Origin of the sequence: Bacteroides nordii (genome assembly GCF_019930665.1) — a bacterium.
In the GTDB taxonomy this organism is placed as follows: domain Bacteria; phylum Bacteroidota; class Bacteroidia; order Bacteroidales; family Bacteroidaceae; genus Bacteroides; species Bacteroides nordii.
In genome coordinates this window covers 2614867-2639040 of sequence record NZ_CP082886.1, presented here as the reverse complement: position 1 = coordinate 2639040, position 24174 = coordinate 2614867, and the positions used below count along the sequence as shown (strand labels likewise).

The following is a 24174-nucleotide window of genomic DNA, read 5'->3' as shown; positions in this document are numbered from 1 at the left end:
CGGTAAAAAAGCGATATGATTGTGACCGGTTATATTGATAATATCCAATTTGAAGTAAGAGATACATATGAATACTGATTTTGTAAACTTAACAACGGAGAACCTTGTCAATGAGCATTTGTGCTGCATTATCCGTAGTAAGAAAGCCCACCCAGGTATTGATGCCAAACGAAAATGGCTTTCTGACCGGCTAAACGAGGGGCATGTCTTTAGAAAGTTAAATGCAAAAGCTACGGTTTTTATTGAATATGCACCTCTTGAGACAGCTTGGGTTCCCATAATAGGTGACAACTATTATTATATGTATTGCTTATGGGTTTTGGGTAGTCCGAAAGGAAACGGATATGGGAAATCGTTGATGGAGTATTGTTTGGCTGATGCCAGAGAAAAGGGGAAGTCCGGTATTTGTATGCTTGGGGCAAAAAAACAGAAGAACTGGCTTTCCGATCAATCATTTGCAAAGAAATTTGGTTTTGAGGTGGTTGATACTACCGATAACGGATATGAATTGCTTGCTCTTTCTTTTGACGGAACTGTACCGACATTTGCACAAAATGCTAAAAAGCTGAAAATAGAGAATGAAGAGCTGACGATTTATTATGATATGCAATGCCCCTACGTTTATCAATACATTGAGACGATAGCGCAGTATTGTGTGATGAATGACTTTCCTGTATCTTTAATTCAAGTAGATACGTTGCAAAAAGCTAAGGAATTACCTTGTGTCTTCAATAATTTTGCTGTGTTTTATAAAGGAGTTTTTGAGACAGTGAATTTGCTGAATATCGACTATCTAAAGAGGATACTCAAAAAATGACAGTGAAATTTTGCTGTTGTGCGGCAAGTTCTCTACTGTTGGGTGATAATAACTTTACGTCTGGTAGTGAAGTGTTTATAGTTACGGTAAAATAAGTGATGATATGAATAATAATAATAAATTTTCGCTCCGTCCACTGATGGATAATGATGCAGACAGTTTGGCTCGGCAATTGAATAATAAAAAAGTTTGGGACAACTTGCGTGATGCTCTTCCTTATCCATATACTTCACAGGATGCAGCGTGGTTTATCAACTTTCAGCAAAATGACCCACTGTTGACTTGTTATGGTATTGTTGTGGATGGTGAAGTCGTTGGTAATATCGGATTTACACGCAGTGAGGATATTGAACGGTTTACGGCAGAGGTTGGATATTATATCGGTGAAGATTATTGGGGGCAAGGCATTATGTCTGCTGCCCTGAGCGAAGCTGTGGAAGATTATTTTAAAACAACGGAGGTTGTTCGACTTTTCGCTACTCCGTTTGACTACAATAAAGCAAGTGCAAAAGTGCTTGAAAAAGCTGGATTTACACTAAAATGTATCTTTACCAAAGGGGCATATAAAAATGCTCAATTTGTCGATATGCTCTATTATGAAAGAATTAAATAAAGTGGTAATGAAAAATACAACCCATTTTCTTTCTGAAGATGCTGTGTGGGAATCTGTCTCTGAATTTGTATCTGTTGTTGCTTGCCGACGAGCAGGAGTCCATGATAGACTGCTGCTTGGAACGTATCGCCAAATGATAGTTGGCACGGGCGATGTGCCGGGTGCCGTTAATTTTTATACGAATTGTGGTTTTGAATACTCCCATCGGGTGGAGAACTTTTTTACTGACAACTACGATCACCAAATGGTTGAAGATGGGGTATTACTAAAAGAGATGATTTACTTTAAACAAAAAATATAAGGATGAAACAAGAGATTTTATTTGTACTGCTCGATAATTTTGCCGATTGGGAAGGAGCCTATATTGCTCCAAACCTAAATTGGGGAGTTGAACCCGGAAGTGAGAGCAAATATGTAGTTAAAACGGTATCGGTAACGAAAGGCTTTGTTGTCTCGTGCGGTGGATTCAAGGTATTGCCCGATTACGGTATCAACGATATTCCTGCTGATTATGCCGGAGTAGTATTAATCGGAGGTATGAGCTGGTTTACTCCAGGTGCCGAACTTGTTGTCCCGTTAGTAGAAGATGCCATCAGGAACAAAAAACTGGTTGCAGGCATCTGCAACGCTTCGGTTTTTCTTGGAATGCACGGATTCCTGAATGAGGTGAACCATACCAGCAACGGATTGGATTATCTGAAAGAATATGGCGGAGCAGGCTATAAAGGCGAATGCCACTATGTCGATAAACCAGCAGTAAGAGATGGTAATATTGTAACTGCTAACGGCTTTTCCGCTTTGGAGTTTACTCGTGAAATACTTTATGCTTTAGGGGCTGACACTCCGAAAAAGATAGAGAAAAGCTATCGAATGAATAAAACAGGTGTTTGGGAAGCGCCGGAAATAGAATAATCGTATAATTAACATTGAAAACTTTTTTTCAAAAACTCAAACGGTGGGTAAAATAAAGAATATATGCTTATGAAAGATGTAATAAATGGACGTTGTGGTTGGTGTGGAACCGACGAACTGTATGTAAAATACCACGATGAGGAGTGGGGGCAATTGGTGACTGACGACAAAATACTGTTCGAGTTTCTTGTGTTGGAGAGTGCCCAAGCCGGATTGAGTTGGATTACCATTCTCAGAAAACGAGAGGGGTATCGTAAAGCCTTTTGTGATTTTGATGTCGAGCGGGTGGCACAGATGACCGATGAAGATGTGCAACGATTGGTCCAGTTTGATGGTATTGTGAAAAACCGCCTGAAAATAAAATCAACCATCACTAATGCAAGGCAATTTCTCATTATACAAAAAGAGTTTGGTAGTTTTTACAACTATACGCTCTCATTCTTTCCCGACAGAAAACCGATTGTCAACACCTTTAGTTCATTGAGCGAAATTCCTGTATCTTCTCCCCAGTCCGATGCGATGAGTAAGGATATGAAAAAGCGTGGATTCAAATTTTTCGGATCTACGATTTGTTACGCTCACTTACAGGCTTCGGGGTTTATTAACGATCACCTGATGGGCTGTGTATGCCGGAAAGAGGAAAAGCAATTGAAATGATATAAAAAAACAAATCAGATGAAGCAATATTTTGAAACCCAGCGCCTTATTTTCCGTTCTTGGCAAGAGGAAGATATCTCGCATCTTGCCAGATTGAACAGTGATGATAAAGTCATGGAGTATTTTCTGAAAAAATTGTCTTATCAAGAGACGATTGCATTGTACAATCAAATACAAGAGGAATTTACTATATATGGATTTGGGGCATACGCTGTTGAGGAAAAAGAGACTGGAGCTTTTATTGGCTTTGTCGGATTGCACAATGTTACATTTGAAGTAGACTTTGTTCCGGCTGTTGAAATCTTATGGAGACTGTTACCCGAGTTTTGGGGCAAAGGGTATGCTACGGAAGCTGCTATTGCTTGTTTGAATTATGCAAAAGAGGAATTAAAGCTAAAAGAGATAGTCTCTTTTACTTCATTGCTTAATAAACGTTCAGAGCATGTGATGCAAAAAATAGGTATGACACGCATAAAAGAGTTCAATCATCCGTTAGTGGAGCCTGAACATCCTCTGTACAGACACATTTTGTATAAGATAGTATTGTGATTCTGCAACGTATCTTCTTTCCGGTAATTTCTTCTGAGGGGCTTTGAGAGTTTCTTTGCGAAGGATTTTTGAGTCGTTTCATTGCATATTTTATTAACCTGCAATAATACGTATTTTACACTATGGGAATAAATAAGGAAGAAATTACATTAAAGCAACTGACAGACGAAGATATACCATTGTTTGAAAGTTGGCTTGACAAAGAATATATCAAAAAATGGTTTGGTGACAAAGAGGATTGGTTATATGAGATAAGCGAAAGAAACGGGAAATACGGTTTCTTGACGCATTTCATCGTTTATCACAATGACCGGAAAATCGGATATTGTCTCTATGGCGATTGTTTTTATATCAAAGATTTAGAGGAAGAAGGGCATGACTTTAAGTCATTGTATGGCGATGTTACAGCGAAAAATCATACTTATGAAATAGGTTACCTGATTGGCGAAGAGGGGTATTTGAACAAAGGTATCGGTAAGATTATCATTCAGTTGCTGGAAGCAAAACTTATTGGAATCGGAGCTAAAGAGATGGTGGCAGATCCCTGTGAAGAGAATGTTATCTCTGTAAAAACACTTCTTGGTAACGGTTTCAAGAAAAAAAGTGATGGGGACTATCGAAAAGTAATCTCCTGAAATCACACGAACCAACACTTTTTCAGCCATATCCATTCGGCGTATTTAGAAAAGAATAAAAAATCCCCTGTATTTCAAGTGAATACAGAGGATTGCTTAAATTTACTATTTATTTTTGCGGTGTGTACGGGACTCGAACCCGTGACCCCATGCGTGACAGGCATGTATTCTAACCAACTGAACTAACACACCAAATATTTATTTGATTAATCTGATTTTACTGTTTACACTTCTTTGATAAATCAAGAAGCGGTGCGTACGGGACTCGAACCCGTGACCCCATGCGTGACAGGCATGTATTCTAACCAACTGAACTAACGCACCAGTATTTCATTTTAATCAGCTTTCTCTCTCGATTGCGGGTGCAAAGGTAGCTGTTTTTACGTAATTTGCAATACTTTCAAAAAGTTTTTTTGTGAATAAAATAGCCATTTTTTGCTTTGTGCTTCATTATGAGGTGTTTCTGTTGGAATAAAAAATAGAAATTCTTTTTATTTCTTTCTCAATAGAGGAATTCTAATGCTTCAAAAGGTGTGTGTTGTTAATATATTTTCTTCGTAGATTAGACAATTGATTTTATGTGCTGCAAAAGTACGTATTTAATGGTGCGTTAAATACCTAATTAAAGCAGTATTAAAATAGATAGTTTATATCTATAAAGTACGTAGTTTTTAATTGCTTGTAATACAGTAATATATGGTGCTGTTTTGCCTCTATCTGTATCTTTGTATCTCGTTTCATGTATATTTTTCTGCCTGTCGTGCGGTTGAATACCTTAAAATGATGACATTATTTTCTTTATTTCTTTTTGAATTTTGAACTCCAATCTTTCTATCTGATCTATTTCTTGCTTTTAAAGTAAACTTTTTGCTCAAATTATTCGCTATTTTGCAATAATTAGTTATTTTTGCAAGCTAAAATCGCAGGCAGTGAAACAACGCTGCATGAATTAGTAAAATAGTAGAAACAATGATGACAACTGCCAAACTGTTATTGCACTGTCCCGATAAACCGGGTATCCTGGCCGAGGTGACAGACTTTATCACGGTAAACAAAGGAAATATTATCTATCTGGACCAGTACGTAGACCATGTGGAAAACATCTTTTTTATGCGTATTGAATGGGAATTGAAAGATTTCCTGGTTCCTCAGGAAAAGATTGAAGATTATTTTGAAACACTCTACGCCCAGAAGTATGGCATGAATTTCCGTCTCTATTTCTCAGATGTGAAACCACGGATGGCTATATTTGTATCCAAAATGTCGCACTGTCTTTTTGATATGTTGGCACGGTATACGGCAGGAGAGTGGAATGTGGAAATTCCTCTGATCATTAGTAATCATCCCGATTTGCAGCATGTGGCAGAGCGTTTCGGTATTCCTTTCTACCTTTTCCCTATCACAAAAGAGACGAAGGAAGAGCAGGAACGTAAAGAGATGGAACTGCTGGCTAAACATAACATCACATTTATTGTCCTGGCGCGTTATATGCAGGTTATCTCAGAGCAGATGATCAATGCTTATCCTAATAAAATTATCAATATTCACCACTCTTTTCTTCCGGCTTTTGTAGGTGCAAGACCTTATCATGCTGCTTTTGAAAGAGGTGTGAAAATTATTGGTGCTACCAGTCATTATGTAACGACTGAGTTGGATGCCGGACCTATTATAGAACAGGATGTTGTGCGCATCACACATAAAGATTCGATAGAAGATCTGGTTAATAAGGGTAAGGACCTGGAGAAAATTGTACTTTCGCGTGCCGTGCAGAAGCATATCGAACGCAAGGTATTGGCTTATAAAAATAAAACGGTAATATTTAATTAGTTGACAATTGACAATTGACAGTGGACAATTGCTGCGTTGTAAGCGTCTGGTTATTTGAACTCACTGTCAATCGTCAATTGTCAACTGTCAACTAAATAAGGATGAATGTTGCAGTAATAAAATACAATGCCGGGAATATCCGCTCTGTAGACTATGCTTTAAAGCGTCTTGGAGTGGAGGCTGTGATCACTGCTGATAAGGAGGTGTTGCAGGCTGCCGATAAGGTGATTTTCCCTGGAGTAGGACAGGCTGAGACTACCATGAATCACTTGCGGGCTACCGGGATGGATGAATTGATCAAGAATCTCCGTCAGCCGGTGTTAGGTATTTGCCTGGGGATGCAGTTGATGTGTAGTTATTCTGAAGAAGGGGATGTGGACTGTTTGGGAGTTTTTGATGTGCCGGTAAAACGTTTTATCCCACACAAGCATGAGGATAAGGTACCGCATATGGGCTGGAATACGATAGGACATCTGAATAGTGAACTTTTTAAGGGTTTCACGCAGGATGAATTTGTCTATTTTGTACATAGCTTCTATGTACCCGTTTGTGATTTTACGGCTGCCGAGACAGATTATATACACCCATTCAGTGCTGCTTTGCATAAAGATAATTATTACGCTACACAATTTCATCCTGAAAAGAGTGGTGGGACAGGAGAGAAGATATTGAGAAACTTTTTGGATCTATAACTTTCATGATTATACGATGGAGAGTACAGTCTGATGTATTTTCAATCGTCAAATCGTAAATCGTCAAATTGTAAATAATAATATGATTGAAATTATTCCAGCTATTGACATTATCGATGGGAAATGCGTTCGCCTTTCTCAGGGAGATTATGACAGTAAAAAGGTGTATAATGAGAACCCGGTGGAAGTGGCCAAGGAGTTTGAAGCCAACGGTATTCGTCGCTTGCATGTGGTAGATCTTGACGGGGCTGCCTCTCATCATGTGGTAAATTACCGCACGTTAGAGCAAATAGCTGCCCGTACTTCTCTTATTATCGATTTTGGTGGTGGGGTAAAGAGTGACGAGGATCTTATTATTGCTTTTGAGAGTGGTGCAGAGATGATAACCGGAGGAAGTATAGCTGTGAAGAATCCTGAACTGTTTTGCCGTTGGATAGACAAGTATGGCAGTGAGAAAATTATTCTTGGAGCCGATGTCAAAGATCATAAGATTGCTGTCAATGGCTGGAAAGATGAGAGTGCCTGTGATCTTTTCCCTTTCCTGAAAGAGTATATTCATAAAGGGATAGAGAAAGTGATCTGTACGGATATCAGTTGTGACGGTATGCTTGCCGGGCCTTCTATTGAACTGTATAAAGAGATACTTGCTGAACACCCCACTCTCTATCTGATAGCAAGTGGTGGAGTCAGTAACATGGATGATATTGAAGCCCTCCATGAAGCCGGAGTGCCTGCCGTTATTTTCGGCAAAGCGCTTTATGAAGGACATATCACCTTGAAAGATCTCTACCGTTTTTTATAGTATTTTCAATCGTAAATAGTAAATTGTCCAATCGTAAATATTAGTATCGTGTTAGCAAAAAGAATTATTCCCTGTCTTGATATAAAAGATGGGCAGACTGTAAAAGGAACCAATTTTGTCAACCTCCGTCAGGCAGGTGATCCGGTTGAACTGGGACGTGCTTATAGCGAACAGGGAGCTGATGAGCTGACTTTTCTTGATATTACCGCCAGTCATGAAGGGCGTAAGACCTTTGCCGAATTGGTGAAACGAATTGCTGCTAATATTAATATCCCTTTTACAGTGGGAGGAGGGATCAATGAATTGAGTGATGTGGATCGTTTGCTGAATGCCGGTGCCGATAAAATATCTGTAAACTCTTCTGCCATTCGTAATCCGCAATTGATTGATGATATAGCAAAGCACTTCGGTTCGCAGGTTTGCGTGCTTGCCGTAGATGCCAAGATGACTGAAAATGGTTGGAAATGTTACCTGAATGGCGGCCGTATAGAAACTGATAAAGAATTGCTGACATGGACCAAAGAGGCTCAGGAACGGGGTGCCGGAGAGATACTTTTTACCAGCATGAATCATGATGGTGTGAAGACCGGATATGCCAATGAAGCACTTGCTTCGCTTGCCGGGCAACTTTCTATACCTATTATCGCTTCGGGAGGGGCCGGTACGATGGAACATTTCCGGGATGCTTTCACTCTTGGCAAAGCGGATGCTGCGCTGGCTGCCAGTGTTTTTCATTTCGGAGAAATCAAAATTCCCGATTTAAAATCGTATCTTTGCAGTCAGGGAATTACTGTAAGAAGGGAGAATTGAGAGGGGAGAAGTAATTTCAATCGTAAATAGTAAATCGTTAAATCGTAAATAGAATGATGTTGGATTTTGATAAAATGAATGGGCTTGTTCCCGCTATCATACAAGATAATGACACCCGTAAGGTGCTGATGCTTGGTTTTATGAATAAGGAAGCTTATGACAAGACTGTAGAGACCGGGAAAGTAACTTTTTTCAGCCGTACCAAGAATCGTCTCTGGACCAAAGGAGAGGAGAGCGGTAATTTCCTGAATGTGGTTTCTATCAAAGCCGATTGTGACAATGACACACTGTTGATTCAGGTTAACCCGGTTGGCCCTGTATGTCATACAGGTACAGATACTTGTTGGGGCGAAAAGAATGAAGAACCTGTAATGTTTCTCAAACTGCTGCAGGATTTTATTGATAAGCGTCACGAAGAGATGCCGGAGAAATCTTATACTACCAGCCTTTTTGAATCGGGCATCAATAAGATAGCTCAAAAGGTGGGTGAAGAAGCGGTAGAAACAGTTATAGAGGCTACTAATGGAACCAATGAACGGTTGATTTACGAAGGATCCGATTTGATATATCACCTCATCGTGCTGCTAACTTCTAAAGGCTATCGCATCGAAGACCTGGCACGCGAATTGCAGGTAAGACATAGCGCCTCATGGACGAAGCACTGATTACATATAACAATGTAGAGATACATCAGCAAGAACTTTGCGTGCTGAGTGACGTGACGTTACAGTTGCACAAAGGTGAGTTTGTATATCTGATAGGCAAGGTAGGGTCGGGAAAAACGAGCCTGCTCAAAACCTTCTATGGTGAACTCGATATCGCTGATGGTGAAGCGGAAGTGCTGGGATATAATATGAAAACGATCAAACGTAAGTACATCCCGCAACTGAGGCGTAAACTTGGTATTGTCTTTCAGGACTTCCAGTTGCTGACAGATCGTACCGTATATAACAATCTTGAGTTTGTGCTTCGTGCTACCGGCTGGAAGAATAAGCAAGAGATAAAGGAGCGTATTGAAGAAGTATTGCAGTTGGTAGGCATGAGTAACAAAGGTTACAAGTTGCCTAACGAACTCTCCGGAGGTGAGCAACAACGTATTGTTATTGCGCGTGCCGTACTAAATTCACCTGCTATTATCCTGGCAGACGAACCTACCGGAAACCTGGATGTGGAAACTGGAAAGGCCATTGTGGAATTGTTGCATAGTATTTGCGAATCGGGTTCATCTGTAGTGATGACTACCCATAATCTGCAATTATTGCGCGAATATCCCGGACGTGTATACCGGTGTTCGGAGCATCATATCAATGATGTGACGGATGAATTTACAGAGAAAAATAATTAATATACATACTAATTTTAATACAGTAACGAAAATGAAAGTTTTAAAGTTTGGAGGAACTTCCGTAGGCTCTGCACAGCGGATGAAGGAAGTAGCCAAATTGATTACCGATGGTGAAAAAAAGATTGTTGTTCTTTCGGCTATGTCGGGTACAACAAACACATTGGTGGAGATTTCCGACTATCTGTACAAGAAGAATCCGGAAGGTGCCAACGAGATTATCAATAAGCTGGAATCTAAATATAAACAGCACGTTGATGAACTTTATGCTACCCCGGAATATAAACAGAAAGCTCTGGAAGTTGTCAAATCTCATTTCGACTACATTCGTTCGTATACGAAGGATCTCTTCACATTGTTCGAAGAGAAAGTAGTGCTGGCACAAGGCGAGCTGATTTCTACTGCCATGGTAAACTTCTATTTGCAGGAGTGTGGCGTGAAGTCTGTACTGCTTCCGGCTTTAGAATTCATGCGTACTGACAAAAACGCAGAACCCGATCCTATCTATATTAAGGAGAAATTGCTGGCACAGCTGGAACTCTATCCGGATGCAGAGATCTATATTACACAGGGTTTCATTTGTCGTAATGCCTATGGGGAGATTGACAACCTGCAACGTGGCGGTAGCGATTATACTGCTTCTTTGATTGGTGCGGCTATCAATGCTTCTGAAATACAGATTTGGACAGATATCGATGGGATGCACAACAATGATCCGCGTATTGTGGACAAGACTTCTCCGGTGCGTCAGTTGCATTTTGAGGAGGCCGCCGAGTTGGCTTACTTTGGTGCCAAGATTCTTCATCCTACCTGTATTCAGCCAGCCAAGTATGCCAATATTCCGGTACGTCTGCTCAATACTATGGCTCCTGATGCTCCAGGTACATTGATCTCTAACGATACGGAGAAAGGAAAAATCAAAGCGGTAGCTGCTAAAGAGAATATTACTGCTATCAAGATTAAATCCAGCCGTATGTTACTGGCTCACGGATTCTTGCGTAAAGTATTTGAAATCTTTGAAAGCTATCAGACGTCTATTGATATGATCTGTACTTCAGAGGTGGGTGTGTCTGTTACCGTAGATAATACCAAGCATCTGAACGAGATACTGGACGACTTGAAGAAATATGGTACGGTAACGGTTGATAGAGACATGTGTATCATTTGTGTGGTAGGAGACCTTGAATGGGAAAATGTAGGCTTTGAAGCCAAGGCACTTGATGCGATGCGTGATATTCCGGTACGTATGATTTCCTTCGGTGGTAGTAATTACAACATTTCTTTCCTTATCCGTGAGTGCGATAAGAAGGTAGCGTTACAATCGTTGAGTGATATGCTGTTCAACGGAAAATAATAATCACATATCTACTATAAGAAGGCACAGAGGACACAGGGTATTAAAAGAAATTCAAACTCTGTGCCCTCTGTCCTCTCTGTGGTAGACCTAAAACAAAGTATCTTTTATGAAAGGAATATTCCCTATTGATAAATTTCGTGAGTTGCGTACCCCTTTTTATTATTATGATACAAAAGTGCTGCGTGACACACTGACTGCTATCAATAAAGAAGTAGCCCGTTATGAACATTTCGACGTACATTATGCTGTGAAAGCAAATGCAAACCCGAAGGTGCTCACCATCATTCGTGAGAGTGGATTGGGTGCCGATTGTGTCAGTGGGGGCGAAATACGTGCAGCTATTAAAGCTGGTTTCCCTGCACAGAAGATTGTATTTGCCGGTGTGGGTAAAGCCGATTGGGAGATTGAACTTGGATTGGATTATGATATTTTCTGTTTTAACGTAGAATCTATCCCCGAGCTGGAGATTATTAACGAACTGGCTGCTGCCAAAGGAAAAGTGGCAAATGTTGCTTTTCGTATCAATCCCAATGTAGGTGCACATACCCATGCAAATATCACTACCGGACTTGCTGAGAATAAGTTTGGTATCAGTATGGAAGATATGGACAAAGTGATAGATGTGGCTTTGGGGATGAAGCATATCAACTTTATCGGTCTGCACTTTCATATTGGTTCGCAGATACTCGATATGGGTGATTTTATTGCTCTTTGTAATCGGGTAAACGAATTGCAGAATAAACTTGAGGCACGTCAGATTTTTGTAAAGCATATTAATGTGGGTGGTGGACTCGGTATTGATTACGATCATCCCAATCGTCAGTCAATTCCTGATTTCAAGGCTTATTTTGCTACCTATGCGGGTCAGTTGAAGTTGCGTCCGCATCAGACATTGCATTTTGAACTGGGACGTGCAGTAGTGGGGCAGTGTGGTACGCTTGTTTCTAAGGTGTTGTATGTGAAGCAGGGCACCAATAAGAAATTTGCTATTCTCGATGCCGGAATGACGGACTTGATTCGTCCGGCACTTTATCAGGCACATCACAAGATGGAGAATCTTACTTCTGATGAGGCGATGCAGACTTATGATGTAGTAGGTCCTATTTGTGAATCGTCCGATGTTTTCGGTAAAGCGATCGATTTGAATAAAGTGAAACGTGGTGACCTGATTGCGCTCCGTTCTGCGGGTGCATATGGCGAAATTATGGCTTCATCCTATAATTGTCGTGAACTGCCGAAAGGGTATACATCGGATGAATTAGTATGAAAAATTAAATTTGTTTAGAACAAATAAGAAGCGTCAATTGTTTTTATATAAAATGGATTCTGATTTTACAGATAGTGATTTACCGATGTTTATATTTCTTGTGAAATCAAAGTAAAGAGTTTAATTCACTAATATATAATTATTATGATGACAGAGAAATTACAGAAAGTTCTGAATGAGCAAGTTACAGCAGAGATGTGGTCTGCTAACCTTTATTTATCTATGTCTTTCCACCTTGAAAGAGAGGGGTATACCGGTTTTGCTTCCTGGTTGAAAAAGCAATCACAGGAAGAGATGGAGCATGCTTATGCTATTGCCGGGTATATCATAAAACGTGGTGGTATAGCAAAAGTAGACAAAATTGATGTAGTGCCTACGGGATGGGGTACACCATTGGAAGTTTTTGAGCATGTATATGAACATGAATGCCATGTTTCTAAAATGATTGACGGCCTGGTAGCCATTGCTTCTTCCGAAAAAGACAATGCAACACAGGATTTCCTTTGGGGCTTTGTTCGTGAGCAGGTAGAAGAAGAAGCTACTGCTATGGAGATTGTAGATAAGTTGAAACGTGCAGGTGATGCAGGTGTCTTCTTTATTGATGCTCAGTTGGGTAAACGCTGATCGAACTATTCTTTTTACATAAAAAAGGTCCCGGGCAATTTGTTCGGGACTTTTTTTATGTGAGAAAAATGGCTGTCTGTTACTCAGTATTTTCTTTGTATATGAATAATAAGATTTTTTTTAAGAAGGTCCTTTCTTCTTGCGAAATTTATTTATCTTTGTCGCAATTATCATAAAGAAGATAAAAGATCGTTTATCTTCTTTATAAAGTGAAAAGCATGAACAAAATAATACTTCTAATTTGCTGTTTATTCTGCTATACAGTGGGTTATGCTCAGGTCACTACGTCTTCAATGAGTGGTCTTGTATCAGATGAAAATAAAGAACCGTTACCTGGTGCTGTTGTTATGGCTGTTCATGAACCTTCGGGAACCCATTATAGGACTATCACTAATCTTCAGGGGAATTATCAAATGCAGGGGATGCGTATCGGTGGCCCTTATCGGATTGCAATATCTTATGTGGGTCATCGCAGAGCTGTATTTACTGATATCTATTTAAGGTTGGCTGAGAATTATTCATGTAATGCTATGTTGAGTTCGTCGACAGAGCTGGATGAAGTGGTAGTGATAGGAATGTCTTCAAAGTTTGCCGGTGAGAAAACTGGTGCTTCCACACATATAACTATTGAGGATATCAATCGGTTGCCAACCATTAACCGTAGTTTGAGTGATATTACAAAACTATCACCTTATGCCAATGGCAGTGGTTTTGGAGGACGGGATCAACGAATGAATAATTATAGTATTGATGGAGCAAACTTTAATAATAGTATGGGACTGGATGGAGCTGTCTTACCGGGTGGTGGTAATCCGATTTCCATAGATGCACTGGATGAAATTCAGGTGAGTGTTGCTCCTTATGATGTGCGGCAGACTAATTTTATCGGAGCATCTGTTAATGCGGTGACCAAGAGTGGTACGAATCAGTTTCGTGGTTCCGGATATATGTATGTTAAGAACGAGAATCTCCGTGGAAATAAAGTGGACGGGGAAGATTTGGGTGAACGTTCGGAAGAGCGGCGTAATATTTATGGTTTTACTTTGGGAGGGCCAATCGTGAAGAACCGGCTTTTCTTTTTTGTCAATGGAGAGTATGAGAATGAACCGAAGCCGATGCATAAATGGAAACTTTCTGTTGATGGGAGAGAAGATGTGGAACATTTGATATCTCGTGTTACCGACGCGGACATGCGTCGCTTTTCCAATGATCTGAAAACAATGTATGGCTATGATACAGGTTCATGGACGGACTTTAGCGGAGGAACAAATACTTACCGTGCAATGGTGCGTATGGACTGGAATATTTCAGAACGCCATAAACTCATGGTACGTTATAACTATACTTCCCAGCAGAAAGATAACAATGTAGTGGGCGCAGCTTTAAATATAAATGGGGCTCCGGTGGGCCGTTACTCTATGACTTTCCGAAATTCGACCTGGAAGCAGTTGAATAATGTGAACTCTTTGACTGCTGAATTGAATAGCCGATTGGGGATGATGATGAATAATAAACTATTGGTAAGCTTTACTTTTAATGATGGTAACAAACGTGAATGTAACGGAGACTTCCCGACAGTAGATATTATGAAACCCGATGAAGGAGGGACAAACCGTGCTTTCATGAATGCCGGTTATGACCAGCATGCATGGAGAAATGGCATTACAGAAAAAGTATGGGCTATTACCGATCATTTTTCCGTGCAGATAGGAGCCCATAACTTGGGTACGGGATTTAGCTTTGAATCACAAGATGTATCCAACTGCTACATGCGTTATGGAGCGGGATATTACCGGTATGCCAGCTATGATGACTTTGTCAACCGGATGGCTCCGGTTGCTTTTGCAATGACCTATTCACTGACAGGAGAAGACCGTGCATTATCGCCTGTACATTACAATCAGTTTTCGGTATATGCACAGGATGATTACAATGTATCTTCCTGTTTGAAACTTGTGTATGGTGTTCGTATGGATATTCCTTTCTATGTAAATAAACGGTATGAGAATCCTTCTATTACCGGATACGATTTTAACGGAAAGGCATTGAGTACCGGTAGCTGGCCTAAAGCCACTCCACTTATTTCTCCAAGAGTGGGTATTAATTATGATTTGTTAGGTGATAACCGGCTCAAACTGCGTGGAGGTACAGGGCTTTTTACCGGTCGGTTTCCTTTAATCTTTCTTTCAAAGATGCAGGAAGGAAGTGGTATGCTGCAAACAACCGTTTCAACAACCACTGTGGGAGATCCTTTGCTTGCTGCTTTGGCTGCAGGCATTCGTATGCCGCAACAAGTGTTACAGGAAGTAGCTCCTCAATTTCCCGATCGTTTCCCGACGGACCCCGGAGCTGTAAACAATATTATTACAATCGACCGTAATTTCAAGACTCCTCAGGTATGGAAAACATCAATGGCCCTGGACTGTCAGTTGCCATTACCCTTTAAGGCAGATATGACTTTGGAAGGAACTTTCATCAAAGATATCAATGCTATCTTACAGCAGAATGTTAATGTGATAGCTCCGGATGATCCGAAGATGTCTACTTTTTCAGGTCCCGACAAACGTTATCTTTATCCGGGGAATAATGAGAAATACATTCATCCGGAAATTACGGATGCTATGCTGATGACGAATACGAATAAAGGATATAGTTATAACCTGAGTGCTGCATTGCATATGATGCCGGTAAAAGGATTGAATCTGATGGCATCCTATACTTATACTTGCTCGCGCACACTTTCTAATAATCAGAGTAATCAGATAGATGGGGCCTGGAAACAGGAACCTTCTGTGCAAGGAGCCAACTATCTGACTTTGCATAATGCCTCCTATCTGTATTCTCCTCACCGGTTGATAGCAGAAGCATCGTATGCTATACGGTATGCACATAATTACGCAACGTCTGTTTCTCTTTTCTATACCGGGCAACGTGAAGGCTCTTATTCTTATCTGTACGATAATGATATGAATAACGATGGCTATATTTTTGACTTGATGTATATTCCGTCCAGCTCAACGGAACTGAACTTCCAAGACCAGAAAGTAGGAGACCGTACCTTCACAGCCGCAGAACAACGGGATGCTTTCTGGGCTTTTGTAAACCAGGATCCTTATCTTAAAAAACATAAAGGAGAATATGCTGAAACGAACGGGGCCTTTCTGCCCTGGGTTAATCGCATCGATTTGCGTATTACACAGGACTTCCGGATAAATGCCGGGAAGACAATGAATACTTTACAGTTTAGTGTAGACATTATGAATATTGGTAATTTGTTGAATAGTTCTTGGGGAGTGTCAAAGAGTGTCAGAACTAATAAGTTGTTGAACTTTAAGGGGGTAAATGCAGTAAACGAGCCGGTTTATACTATGGTGACGCAGACGAATGACGGGATAGTTACACTACCTTCAGAAACGTTTATGCCCAATCGTTTGTCTGGTAATTGCTGGCAGCTTCAGTTTGGTATACGTTATATCTTTTATTAGTAAAAAACACATGTATAAGAAAATTCTTAAACTTACATATCTGCTTTTTTTGCTGTTATCTGTTACTGGCTGTTCAGAAAAGGAGGTGCGTCGTATACTGGTTATTCATTCTTATGAGTTCAGTTATGCTGCCTATCCTGACTTTAACCGGTTGATAGAGGAAGATTTTAATAAATTAGGCATTGATCCGGATATAAGGACGCTCTATCTGGATTGTGAAAGCTATCAGGAGCAACCGGAACTGGAGAGAATGAGACAGTTACTTAATTCTTTAAAGGACTGGAAGCCGGAGGTGATTTTGGTGAATGAGGATCAGGCTACCTATTCATTGCTGAAATGTGGACACCCTTTGGCAAAGCAGGTTCCGATAGTGTTTGCCGGTGTTAATTATCCGAATTGGGAATTGATAAAACAATATCCTAACGTGACCGGATTTCATGATAAGATAGATTACAGGACAAATTTTCATGTGGCGAAAGAATTGTTTGGAGAAAATGTGCGTCCTTTTGCAATATTGGATAAAACGTTTCTCGACAGGGCTATACAAGGTGATATGAAGGAGCAGCTGAAAGACGAAAAGGTAACGGGCGTGGTTCATCCTGAATATAGCAGTGCAGAGAGAGATTCATTAGTAAAGAAGGAAGGCTATATACCTTTCAATACGATGGCTGCGCGAGGTAGTAATTCCTATGGAGGTGCGCTCATATGGAGTCTTAGCAAATATGTTCCTAACGGATGTTATATACAGTTGAAGCGCGACTTTACAACGGTAAATATGGGAAATGTTTCAGCCAGCCCCGGGATGACGGTAATCAATGAAGCATTCGGATATGGTGAGAGGTTGCTGGGAGGATATATCACTCCGATAACTATACAAGCAAGTGAGGAAGTAAAGGTTGCTGTTCGTATTCTTAAAGGAGCTTCCCCGGCAGATATACCTGTATGCGAGAGTAAGAAAGAGTTTTTGGTAGACTGGCAGGTACTGAAGCAATTGCAGTGGGATAAGAAAAGGATTCCGGAGAAGTATCATTTTATCAATATGCCTTTTAAAGAACAGTATAGGGGCATCTGGATCACATTAATGGTGCTTATTTTCATGTTGCTGTTTAGTATATTCAGCTTGTTGATGTTTCTTTATCTGCGTGAGCAGAAGAGAAAGAAAATGGCTCTTTATGCCTTAGCAGACGAGAAGGAAACACTGGCACTGTCTATTGAGGGTGGGAATACATATGCCTGGAAATTGCAGGATGAATGTATTGTACTTGAAAATGCTTTCTGGAAATCGATAAATGAAGTCCCCCGGAAGTTGACAATCGATGAATTGGAGAGTTATGTTCATCCCGATCAGCGTAATCGGTTTGAGTTGAACCGCGAGAATCTGCCATTGGCCAAAAAGAAAATAGTACAGTTAAAATGTGATTTTGATGGGCAGGGTTACCAGTGGTGGGAGTTTCGTTATACAACTTCCCATTCAGTCTCCGGACAAGCCAAGACTGCCGGTTTATTATTAAATATTCAATCCATTAAAGATCGCGAACAGGAATTGGACGATGCGCGTCGTCTGGCTGAAAAGGCAGAACTTAAACAGTCATTTCTGGCAAATATGAGTCATGAGATACGTACTCCTCTCAATGCAATTGTCGGTTTTGCAAATATTCTGGCTATGGATGATGAATTGGAAGAATCAGATAAAATAGAATATATAGACACCATCAACCGGAATAGTGAACTGCTATTGAAGCTTATTAATGATATTCTTGAACTGTCACGTATTGAGTCGGGGAATATGACTTTTCAGATGAGCAAATGTCAGGTGTCGGAATTGGTTAATAAGGTTTATACGACTCATAAGGTATTGATTCCTGATCAATTGGATTTTATTGAAGAGGTGGATGATATTCCGATGGAAATAGAAGTAGATCAGGATCGTTTGACACAAGTGTTGACTAACTTTCTGAACAATGCGTCCAAATTCACAAAAGAAGGATATATTAAATTGGGTTATTGCTATGTACCCGAAGAAAGTCAGGTACGTATCTATGTGGAGGATACCGGTATTGGTATTCCTATAGAAGAACAACGTATTATTTTCAGCCGTTTCTACAAACAGGATGAATTTGCACAGGGGACAGGGCTTGGACTATCCATTTGTCAATTGATTGTCGAGAAATCCGGAGGGAGTATTGAACTTTGGTCCGAACCGTCTAAGGGAAGCCGATTTACAGTGATACTTCCCTGCCACGTTGTATCTTAAATCGTGATTTCTAAAACCGCTACCGGTTCATACTTTGGTCAATTTATCTTTTTCTCCATTGTGCTCAGATAGATCTCCAGTGAACGGGTAGATATTTGTATCTCCCGGAAAGAAACTCCCAATGAAGCTATCAGCAAGAGTAGTGCCAGTCCGAACACATAGGCAGATAGTAACTGCAGTCCGATATAGATAAGAAACATGCTGACAACGCAAAAGAACAGACTTGCAATGCCCAGCCCTTGCATGGTACGGGTCAGGTTGAGACGTTTGCGCAGATTCTCAATTTGTGCAACGGTGATGTCGGTAGGATTTTCCATATAACGATCACGCAATTGACGTACCAGTTGGGCATACGACAGAAAACGATTCGTGTATGCTAACAGGATAAGTGAAACTGCCGAAAAGAGTAGGGCAGGTGTTGTGAGTGTAAGTTCTTCCATAATGTATTTTTTTAGTGGTATGTGGTTGAGAGTAGATGAGAGAGAGTAGTAAGTAGTCAAGTAGTTAAGTAGTAAGTAGACGATAGTGATTGAGTATCTGAATCACAGAAACCGGGCTATCGTCTACTTACTACTTGACTACTTACTACTTGACTACTCTTAACTACTTATTTAAAGATCATTTCAGCACGCCAAGTTCTTTGCCTACTTTAATGAAGGCATTGATACACTTGTCCAGGTGCTCTTTGTCATGTCCTGCAGAAATTTGTACGCGAATGCGTGCCTGTTCTTTCGGAACTACCGGATAGTAGAACCCTGTCACATAAATACCTTCTTCGAGCATGCGGGCAGCGTAATCTTGAGAAAGTTTGGCATCATACAACATAACTGCACAGATTGCGCTCTGTGTCGGTTTTATGTCAAATCCGGCAGCCATCATTTTGTCACGGAAGTAGTTGACGTTCTCTACCAGTTTATCGTGTAACGCATTACTTTCTTTCAGCATTTTGAATACTTCAAGACTTGCACCGATAATGCCCGGAGCCAATGAGTTAGAGAACAGATAGGGGCGACTGCGTTGGCGCAATAGGTCGATAATCTCTTTACGTCCTGTGGTGAATCCTCCCAGTGCACCGCCAAAAGCTTTGCCCAATGTACCGGTATAAATGTCCACACGTCCGTAGGTCTTGTAGAGTTCGCTCACACCATGACCTGTTGCACCTACCACACCGGCCGAGTGCGATTCATCTACCATTACCAGTGCGTCGTATTTCTCGGCGAGATCACAAATTTTATCCATAGGGGCCACATTGCCATCCATTGAGAATACACCGTCTGTCACTATAATGCGGAACCGTTGTGCCTGAGCTTCCTGAAGACACTTTTCCAGTTCCTCCATATTGGCATTGGCGTAGCGATAACGTTTAGCTTTACAGAGGCGTACACCGTCTATAATAGAAGCATGATTCAGTGAATCCGAAATAATAGCGTCTTCTTCTGTGAATAATGGCTCGAAAACACCGCCGTTGGCATCAAAACAAGCGGCATATAAAATTGTATCTTCTGTCCGGAAATAGTCAGAGATTGCAGCTTCCAGTTCTTTGTGAATATCCTGGGTCCCACAGATAAAACGGACGGATGACATACCATATCCGCGACGGTCCATCATCTTCTTTGCTCCCTCTATCAAACGGGGATTATTGGAGAGTCCCAGATAGTTATTAGCACAAAAGTTCAGTACTTCTTTTCCTTTTACAGTGATCGCTGCTTGTTGTGCACTTTCAATGAGTCGTTCTTCTTTATAGAGTCCGGCTTCTTTAATTTCAGCAAGTGTATTGCTGAGGTGTTCTTTCATTTTACCGTACATAGCGTTTGGAGTTTTAGTTTCTATGCAAAGGACATTATTTTTCTCCAAATTACAATGACTATTTGCTATAAAAGTGAAAAAAAAGTGCTTACTTTGCGCACCATTTAGCTTAATATACCCTATAAGTTGGAAGAATGAAAAATATTTTGGTAATTGGAGCTACCGGGCAGATTGGTTCGGAGCTCACGATGGAACTGCGTAATCGCTATGGAAATGAGAACGTTGTAGCCGGATATATTCCCGGTGCAGAACCTAAAGGAGAATTGAAAGAATCGGGCCCCGCGGCAGTAGTTGATGTAACGAACGCCGAAATGATTGAGTCCGTAGTAAAAGAATATAATATTGACACAATATACAACCTTGCGGCCTTGTTGTCTGTTGTAGCTGAATCTAAACCAAAGCTTGCCTGGAAAATAGGTATTGATGGTTTGTGGAATGTACTTGAAACAGCGCGTATCCATGGATGTGCGGTGTTTACACCGAGTTCTATCGGATCGTTCGGAGCAGATACACCACACACGAAAACGCCGCAGGACACCATTCAGCGCCCGCGTACGATGTATGGCATTTCCAAGGTGACTACTGAGTTGTTGAGTGACTATTACCATAATAAATACGGAGTAGATACCCGTGCAGTTCGTTTCCCCGGAATTATTTCCAATGTGACCCCTCCGGGTGGCGGAACAACGGATTATGCTGTTGATATATATTATTCTGCCGTAAAAGGTGAAACCTTTGTATGTCCTATCGCCAAAGGTACGTTGATGGATATGATGTATATGCCGGATGCTTTGAATGCTGCCATCTCGCTGATGGAAGCTGATCCGGAGAAACTGATTCACCGTAATGCTTTCAATATTGCTTCCATGAGTTTTGATCCGGAGGCAATTTACGAAGCCATCCGTAGGCATGTGCCCGATTTCAAAATGATCTATCAGGTAGATCCTTTGAAACAGCGTATTGCCGATAGTTGGCCCGATAGCCTGGATGATACCTGCGCTCGTGAAGAGTGGGGGTGGAAACCGGCTTATGATTTGGAAAGTATGACAGTGGATATGCTTGAAAAATTAAGAGCTAAATTGAAATAATGAAAAAACTTATTGCGGGGGCTGTTGCCCTCGCTCTTCTTGCTTCTTGTGGAAACAAGAGAGCGAATCTTGACCCCTTCGCATCACTTACAAATGAGGTGGATTCGGCTCTTCACAGAGCTGATACGCTCCACCAATCAAAGACATCAGAGGGACCGAAGCCGATAGAGGCTGACGAATCATTCGATGACTTTATTTATAATTTTGCTTCCGATGACGAGTTGCAACAGCAGCGCGTAAAGTTTCCGTTGGCTTATTATAACGGAGATGAACCTTCAAAAATTGAAAAGAAGTACTGGAAACATGATGATCTGTTTACGAAGCAGAGTTATTACACTTTACTTTTTGATAGCGAGGAAGATATGGACCTGGTAGGGGATACTGCGCTCACTTCCGTGCAGGTAGAGTGGATCTTTATTCGTACTCATATGGTGAAGAAATATTACTTCGAGCGGGTGAAGGGGGCATGGATGCTGGAAGCTATCAATCTGCGTCCTGTAGAGAAAGGGGATACTGAGGATTTTGTAGAATTCTTCGGACGTTTTGCAACGGATAGTCTTTTTCAATGTCGTCGTGTACGTCAGCCCTTGATGTTTGTAACTACTGATCCGGACGATGATTTCTCTGTTTTGGAAACAACACTTGATCTTAACCAGTGGTTTGCCTTCAAACCGACATTACCTGCCGATCGGTTGTCGAATATTAATTACGGACAAAAGAATACTGATAATTCTTCCACCAAGGTTCTCGCCTTGAAGGGGATAGGAAATGGACTTTCTAATATTCTCTATTTCAAAAGGAAAGAAAATAGTGGAGAGTGGGAGTTGTATAAGTTTGAGGATGTAAGTATTTGAGTGCTTCCCGTACAGGAAGGTGCGACAGGCGATGCTACATCGTCAAAACGTAGATGAACGTAGTTTTTCGCAAAGGGAAACAAATAGATGGTAAATAACTACAGTCTTTTAATCCGCGTTAATCTGTGTTAATCCGCGTTCCATCAGATAGATACTACTCTGTGGAACTCTGTGTTACTCTGTGGTGAATTTCCCTTATTTCTGATCCGTTTATGCTAAATGTTGTCTGCCATTACTATCCATCTCTTTCTCCGGTATTGATAAAGCCCCCTCTTGTAGAGTAACGTATGAAGCCTCGGTGTGTAACGTTGTTTTAGATGTACATGTAAAGCAGTACGACATGTGCATGTGGGACAGTACGACATGCACATCTCATGCAGCTTTACATGTACATGTAAAACAAGACTGTGCACCGGGAAAAGGAATGTTCCTTTCTAAGAAAACCAAAGTACAACACCGTGTAACGGTAATGATGCCGTTTAGGGACACTTCCGGCACAGAAAAATATGCCATAATCTTTGTTACTAATCAGATTTGCATCAAACTGCCGTAGAAAACACAAAGCTATTTAGTCCCTTTCCATCAGTTTTGAACTTAATATTTTGTGTGGTTATTCTGTCTTTCTTTTGTATCAAGGCAAAAGAAAGAATAATTTCATTAATTTTGCGGCACAACAGATAAGAGGAATATTCTGATCAGTCAGTATATTCTTTTATTATATTGAATAATCGGTTAAATTATGAAACAAGAAAATTGCTCTCTTTTATCTCACAATACATTTGGCATTGATGTGAAAGCCGCCTGTCTATTGGAATATTCTTCTGTGGATGAACTCCGTGAACTGATACTTCAGGGGCTGATTGTTAAACCCTATTTACATATTGGTGGTGGAAGTAATTTACTTTTTACCAAAGATTATCCGGGTACAATTCTTCATTCCCTCATTGATGGACTGGAAATTCTCGATGAGAATGAGCAGGAAGTACGGGTACGGGTAGGTGCTGGTGTACAGTGGGATGATTTTGTAGCCGAATGTGTTTCCAGGGGATGGTATGGAGCCGAAAATCTTTCATTGATTCCCGGTGAAGTGGGGGCAAGTGCTGTGCAGAATATCGGGGCTTATGGTGTAGAGGTAAAAGACCTGATTACGGCTGTGGTGACAATGAACATAGAAGGGGAGCAGCGTGTTTATAGCGTAGATGAATGCCAGTATGCTTATCGTGATAGTATCTTTAAGCGTGCGGAAATGAAAGATGTTTTCGTTACTCATGTATGTTTCTGTCTGAGTAAACAAGAGCATTATACATTGGACTATGGCACAATTCGTCAGGAGTTGGAGAAGTATCCGGCGGTGACATTGCCAACAGTACGCCGTGTGATTATCGATATTCGTAAGAGTAAATTGCCCGATCCGAAAGTAATGGGTAATGCTGGTAGCTTCTTTATGAATCCTATTGTTCCCCGAAAGCAATTTGAAGCTTTGCAACAGGAATATCCGCGTATGCCATTCTATGAATTGGCAGACGGAAGGGTGAAAATTCCTGCCGGATGGATGATAGACCAGTGTGGCTGGAAGGGAAAGGCATTAGGGCCGGCTGCTGTACATGACCGGCAAGCATTGGTGTTAGTGAATTGTGGCGGTGCGAAAGGTAGTGACATTATTGCGCTTTCAGATGCGGTACGGGCTTCCGTACGCGAAAAGTTCGGGATTGACATTCATCCGGAAGTAAACTTTGTTTAATGAATTATGCTATGCAGCTCATAGTTCATTAATCATAAATTA

22 protein-coding genes, 2 tRNA genes and 1 pseudogene are annotated in these 24174 nt (G+C 40.9%); 21 read left to right on the top strand and 4 right to left on the bottom strand.

Features of this window, described 5'->3' with window-relative positions; translation table 11 throughout:
* The first annotated feature begins 67 nt into the window (after positions 1-67).
* From K8P02_RS10595 to K8P02_RS10565, 7 genes and pseudogenes are all read left to right on the top strand, one after another.
* Positions 68-817: an N-acetyltransferase gene (locus tag K8P02_RS10595; RefSeq protein ID WP_025867585.1), complete on the top strand. Its 750-nt coding sequence runs from the start codon at positions 68-70 to the stop codon at positions 815-817.
* 103 nt (positions 818-920) lie between these two features.
* A complete protein-coding gene (locus tag K8P02_RS10590; RefSeq protein WP_025867586.1) occupies positions 921-1430 on the top strand; it encodes a GNAT family N-acetyltransferase in 510 nt (169 codons plus the stop codon).
* A 133-nt stretch (positions 1431-1563) separates the two neighbouring features.
* Positions 1564-1731, top strand: a pseudogene (locus K8P02_RS10585) (GNAT family N-acetyltransferase); the annotation flags it as partial.
* A 2-nt stretch (positions 1732-1733) separates the two neighbouring features.
* A complete protein-coding gene (locus tag K8P02_RS10580) occupies positions 1734-2342 on the top strand; it encodes a type 1 glutamine amidotransferase family protein (RefSeq protein WP_025867588.1) in 609 nt (202 codons plus the stop codon).
* A gap of 69 nt (positions 2343-2411) precedes the next feature.
* Positions 2412-2999, top strand: a complete 588-nt coding sequence (locus K8P02_RS10575) for a DNA-3-methyladenine glycosylase I (protein WP_025867589.1) — start codon at positions 2412-2414, stop codon at positions 2997-2999.
* Positions 3000-3017: 18 nt separating this feature from the next.
* Positions 3018-3548 (top strand): GNAT family N-acetyltransferase, encoded by a 531-nt coding sequence (locus K8P02_RS10570; RefSeq protein WP_025867590.1) that lies wholly within the window; start codon positions 3018-3020, stop codon positions 3546-3548.
* A 122-nt stretch (positions 3549-3670) separates the two neighbouring features.
* Positions 3671-4183, top strand: coding sequence for a GNAT family N-acetyltransferase (locus tag K8P02_RS10565; protein WP_025867591.1), 513 nt, complete (start codon positions 3671-3673; stop codon positions 4181-4183).
* Between the two features lie 118 nt (positions 4184-4301).
* On the opposite strand, the gene K8P02_RS10560 is transcribed toward K8P02_RS10565, so the two are convergent.
* A tRNA-Asp gene (locus tag K8P02_RS10560) sits at positions 4302-4375 on the bottom strand.
* A gap of 58 nt (positions 4376-4433) precedes the next feature.
* Positions 4434-4507: transfer RNA gene (locus K8P02_RS10555), tRNA-Asp, on the bottom strand.
* Between the two features lie 645 nt (positions 4508-5152).
* Between K8P02_RS10555 and purU the strand changes: the two genes are divergently transcribed.
* The 11 genes from purU to K8P02_RS10500 all read left to right on the top strand — a co-directional run bounded on the left by purU (position 5153) and on the right by K8P02_RS10500 (position 18643).
* Entirely contained in the window at positions 5153-6010 is an 858-nt protein-coding gene (gene purU / locus K8P02_RS10550) for a formyltetrahydrofolate deformylase (protein ID WP_025867592.1), read from the top strand.
* 101 nt (positions 6011-6111) lie between these two features.
* Entirely contained in the window at positions 6112-6702 is a 591-nt protein-coding gene (gene hisH, locus K8P02_RS10545) for an imidazole glycerol phosphate synthase subunit HisH (protein ID WP_025867593.1), read from the top strand.
* 82 nt (positions 6703-6784) lie between these two features.
* On the top strand, positions 6785-7504 hold the full coding sequence (gene hisA / locus K8P02_RS10540; RefSeq protein WP_025867594.1) for a 1-(5-phosphoribosyl)-5-[(5-phosphoribosylamino)methylideneamino]imidazole-4-carboxamide isomerase: 720 nt from the start codon (positions 6785-6787) through the stop codon (positions 7502-7504).
* A gap of 48 nt (positions 7505-7552) precedes the next feature.
* Entirely contained in the window at positions 7553-8314 is a 762-nt protein-coding gene (gene hisF / locus K8P02_RS10535; RefSeq protein ID WP_223382308.1) for an imidazole glycerol phosphate synthase subunit HisF, read from the top strand.
* Positions 8315-8367: 53 nt separating this feature from the next.
* Complete coding sequence (hisIE, locus tag K8P02_RS10530; RefSeq protein WP_025867596.1) at positions 8368-8979, top strand: bifunctional phosphoribosyl-AMP cyclohydrolase/phosphoribosyl-ATP diphosphatase HisIE; 612 nt, start codon at positions 8368-8370, stop codon at positions 8977-8979.
* Positions 8964-9659: a cell division ATP-binding protein FtsE gene (locus K8P02_RS10525; RefSeq protein WP_002561501.1), complete on the top strand. Its 696-nt coding sequence runs from the start codon at positions 8964-8966 to the stop codon at positions 9657-9659. The genes hisIE and K8P02_RS10525 overlap by 16 nt, the downstream gene beginning before the upstream one ends.
* 31 nt (positions 9660-9690) lie before the next feature.
* The gene (locus tag K8P02_RS10520) at positions 9691-11010 is read left to right on the top strand and encodes an aspartate kinase (RefSeq protein ID WP_002561502.1); all 1320 of its coding nucleotides are present in this window, start codon (positions 9691-9693) and stop codon (positions 11008-11010) included.
* 109 nt (positions 11011-11119) lie between these two features.
* Positions 11120-12280 (top strand): diaminopimelate decarboxylase, encoded by a 1161-nt coding sequence (gene lysA, locus K8P02_RS10515; RefSeq protein ID WP_025867597.1) that lies wholly within the window; start codon positions 11120-11122, stop codon positions 12278-12280.
* A gap of 144 nt (positions 12281-12424) precedes the next feature.
* Positions 12425-12904: a ferritin gene (locus tag K8P02_RS10510; protein WP_002561504.1), complete on the top strand. Its 480-nt coding sequence runs from the start codon at positions 12425-12427 to the stop codon at positions 12902-12904.
* 218 nt (positions 12905-13122) lie between these two features.
* Positions 13123-16389: a TonB-dependent receptor gene (locus tag K8P02_RS10505; protein WP_025867598.1), complete on the top strand. Its 3267-nt coding sequence runs from the start codon at positions 13123-13125 to the stop codon at positions 16387-16389.
* Between the two features lie 10 nt (positions 16390-16399).
* A complete protein-coding gene (locus K8P02_RS10500; RefSeq protein WP_223382300.1) occupies positions 16400-18643 on the top strand; it encodes a sensor histidine kinase in 2244 nt (747 codons plus the stop codon).
* Between the two features lie 38 nt (positions 18644-18681).
* Here the strand turns inward: K8P02_RS10500 and K8P02_RS10495 are convergent, their stop codons facing one another.
* Both K8P02_RS10495 and kbl read right to left on the bottom strand, forming a co-directional pair.
* Positions 18682-19083: a DUF2721 domain-containing protein gene (locus K8P02_RS10495; protein ID WP_002561509.1), complete on the bottom strand. Its 402-nt coding sequence runs from the start codon at positions 19081-19083 to the stop codon at positions 18682-18684.
* Between the two features lie 178 nt (positions 19084-19261).
* A complete protein-coding gene (gene kbl / locus K8P02_RS10490) occupies positions 19262-20449 on the bottom strand; it encodes a glycine C-acetyltransferase (protein WP_025867599.1) in 1188 nt (395 codons plus the stop codon).
* Between the two features lie 134 nt (positions 20450-20583).
* Between kbl and K8P02_RS10485 the strand changes: the two genes are divergently transcribed.
* The 3 genes from K8P02_RS10485 to murB all read left to right on the top strand — a co-directional run bounded on the left by K8P02_RS10485 (position 20584) and on the right by murB (position 24132).
* Positions 20584-21537: an NAD-dependent epimerase/dehydratase family protein gene (locus K8P02_RS10485; protein ID WP_025867600.1), complete on the top strand. Its 954-nt coding sequence runs from the start codon at positions 20584-20586 to the stop codon at positions 21535-21537.
* Complete coding sequence (locus K8P02_RS10480) at positions 21537-22391, top strand: DUF4348 domain-containing protein (protein ID WP_002561512.1); 855 nt, start codon at positions 21537-21539, stop codon at positions 22389-22391. The genes K8P02_RS10485 and K8P02_RS10480 overlap by 1 nt, the downstream gene beginning before the upstream one ends.
* A 739-nt stretch (positions 22392-23130) precedes the next feature.
* The gene (murB, locus tag K8P02_RS10475) at positions 23131-24132 is read left to right on the top strand and encodes a UDP-N-acetylmuramate dehydrogenase (protein ID WP_025867602.1); all 1002 of its coding nucleotides are present in this window, start codon (positions 23131-23133) and stop codon (positions 24130-24132) included.
* The last annotated feature ends 42 nt before the right edge of the window (positions 24133-24174 follow it).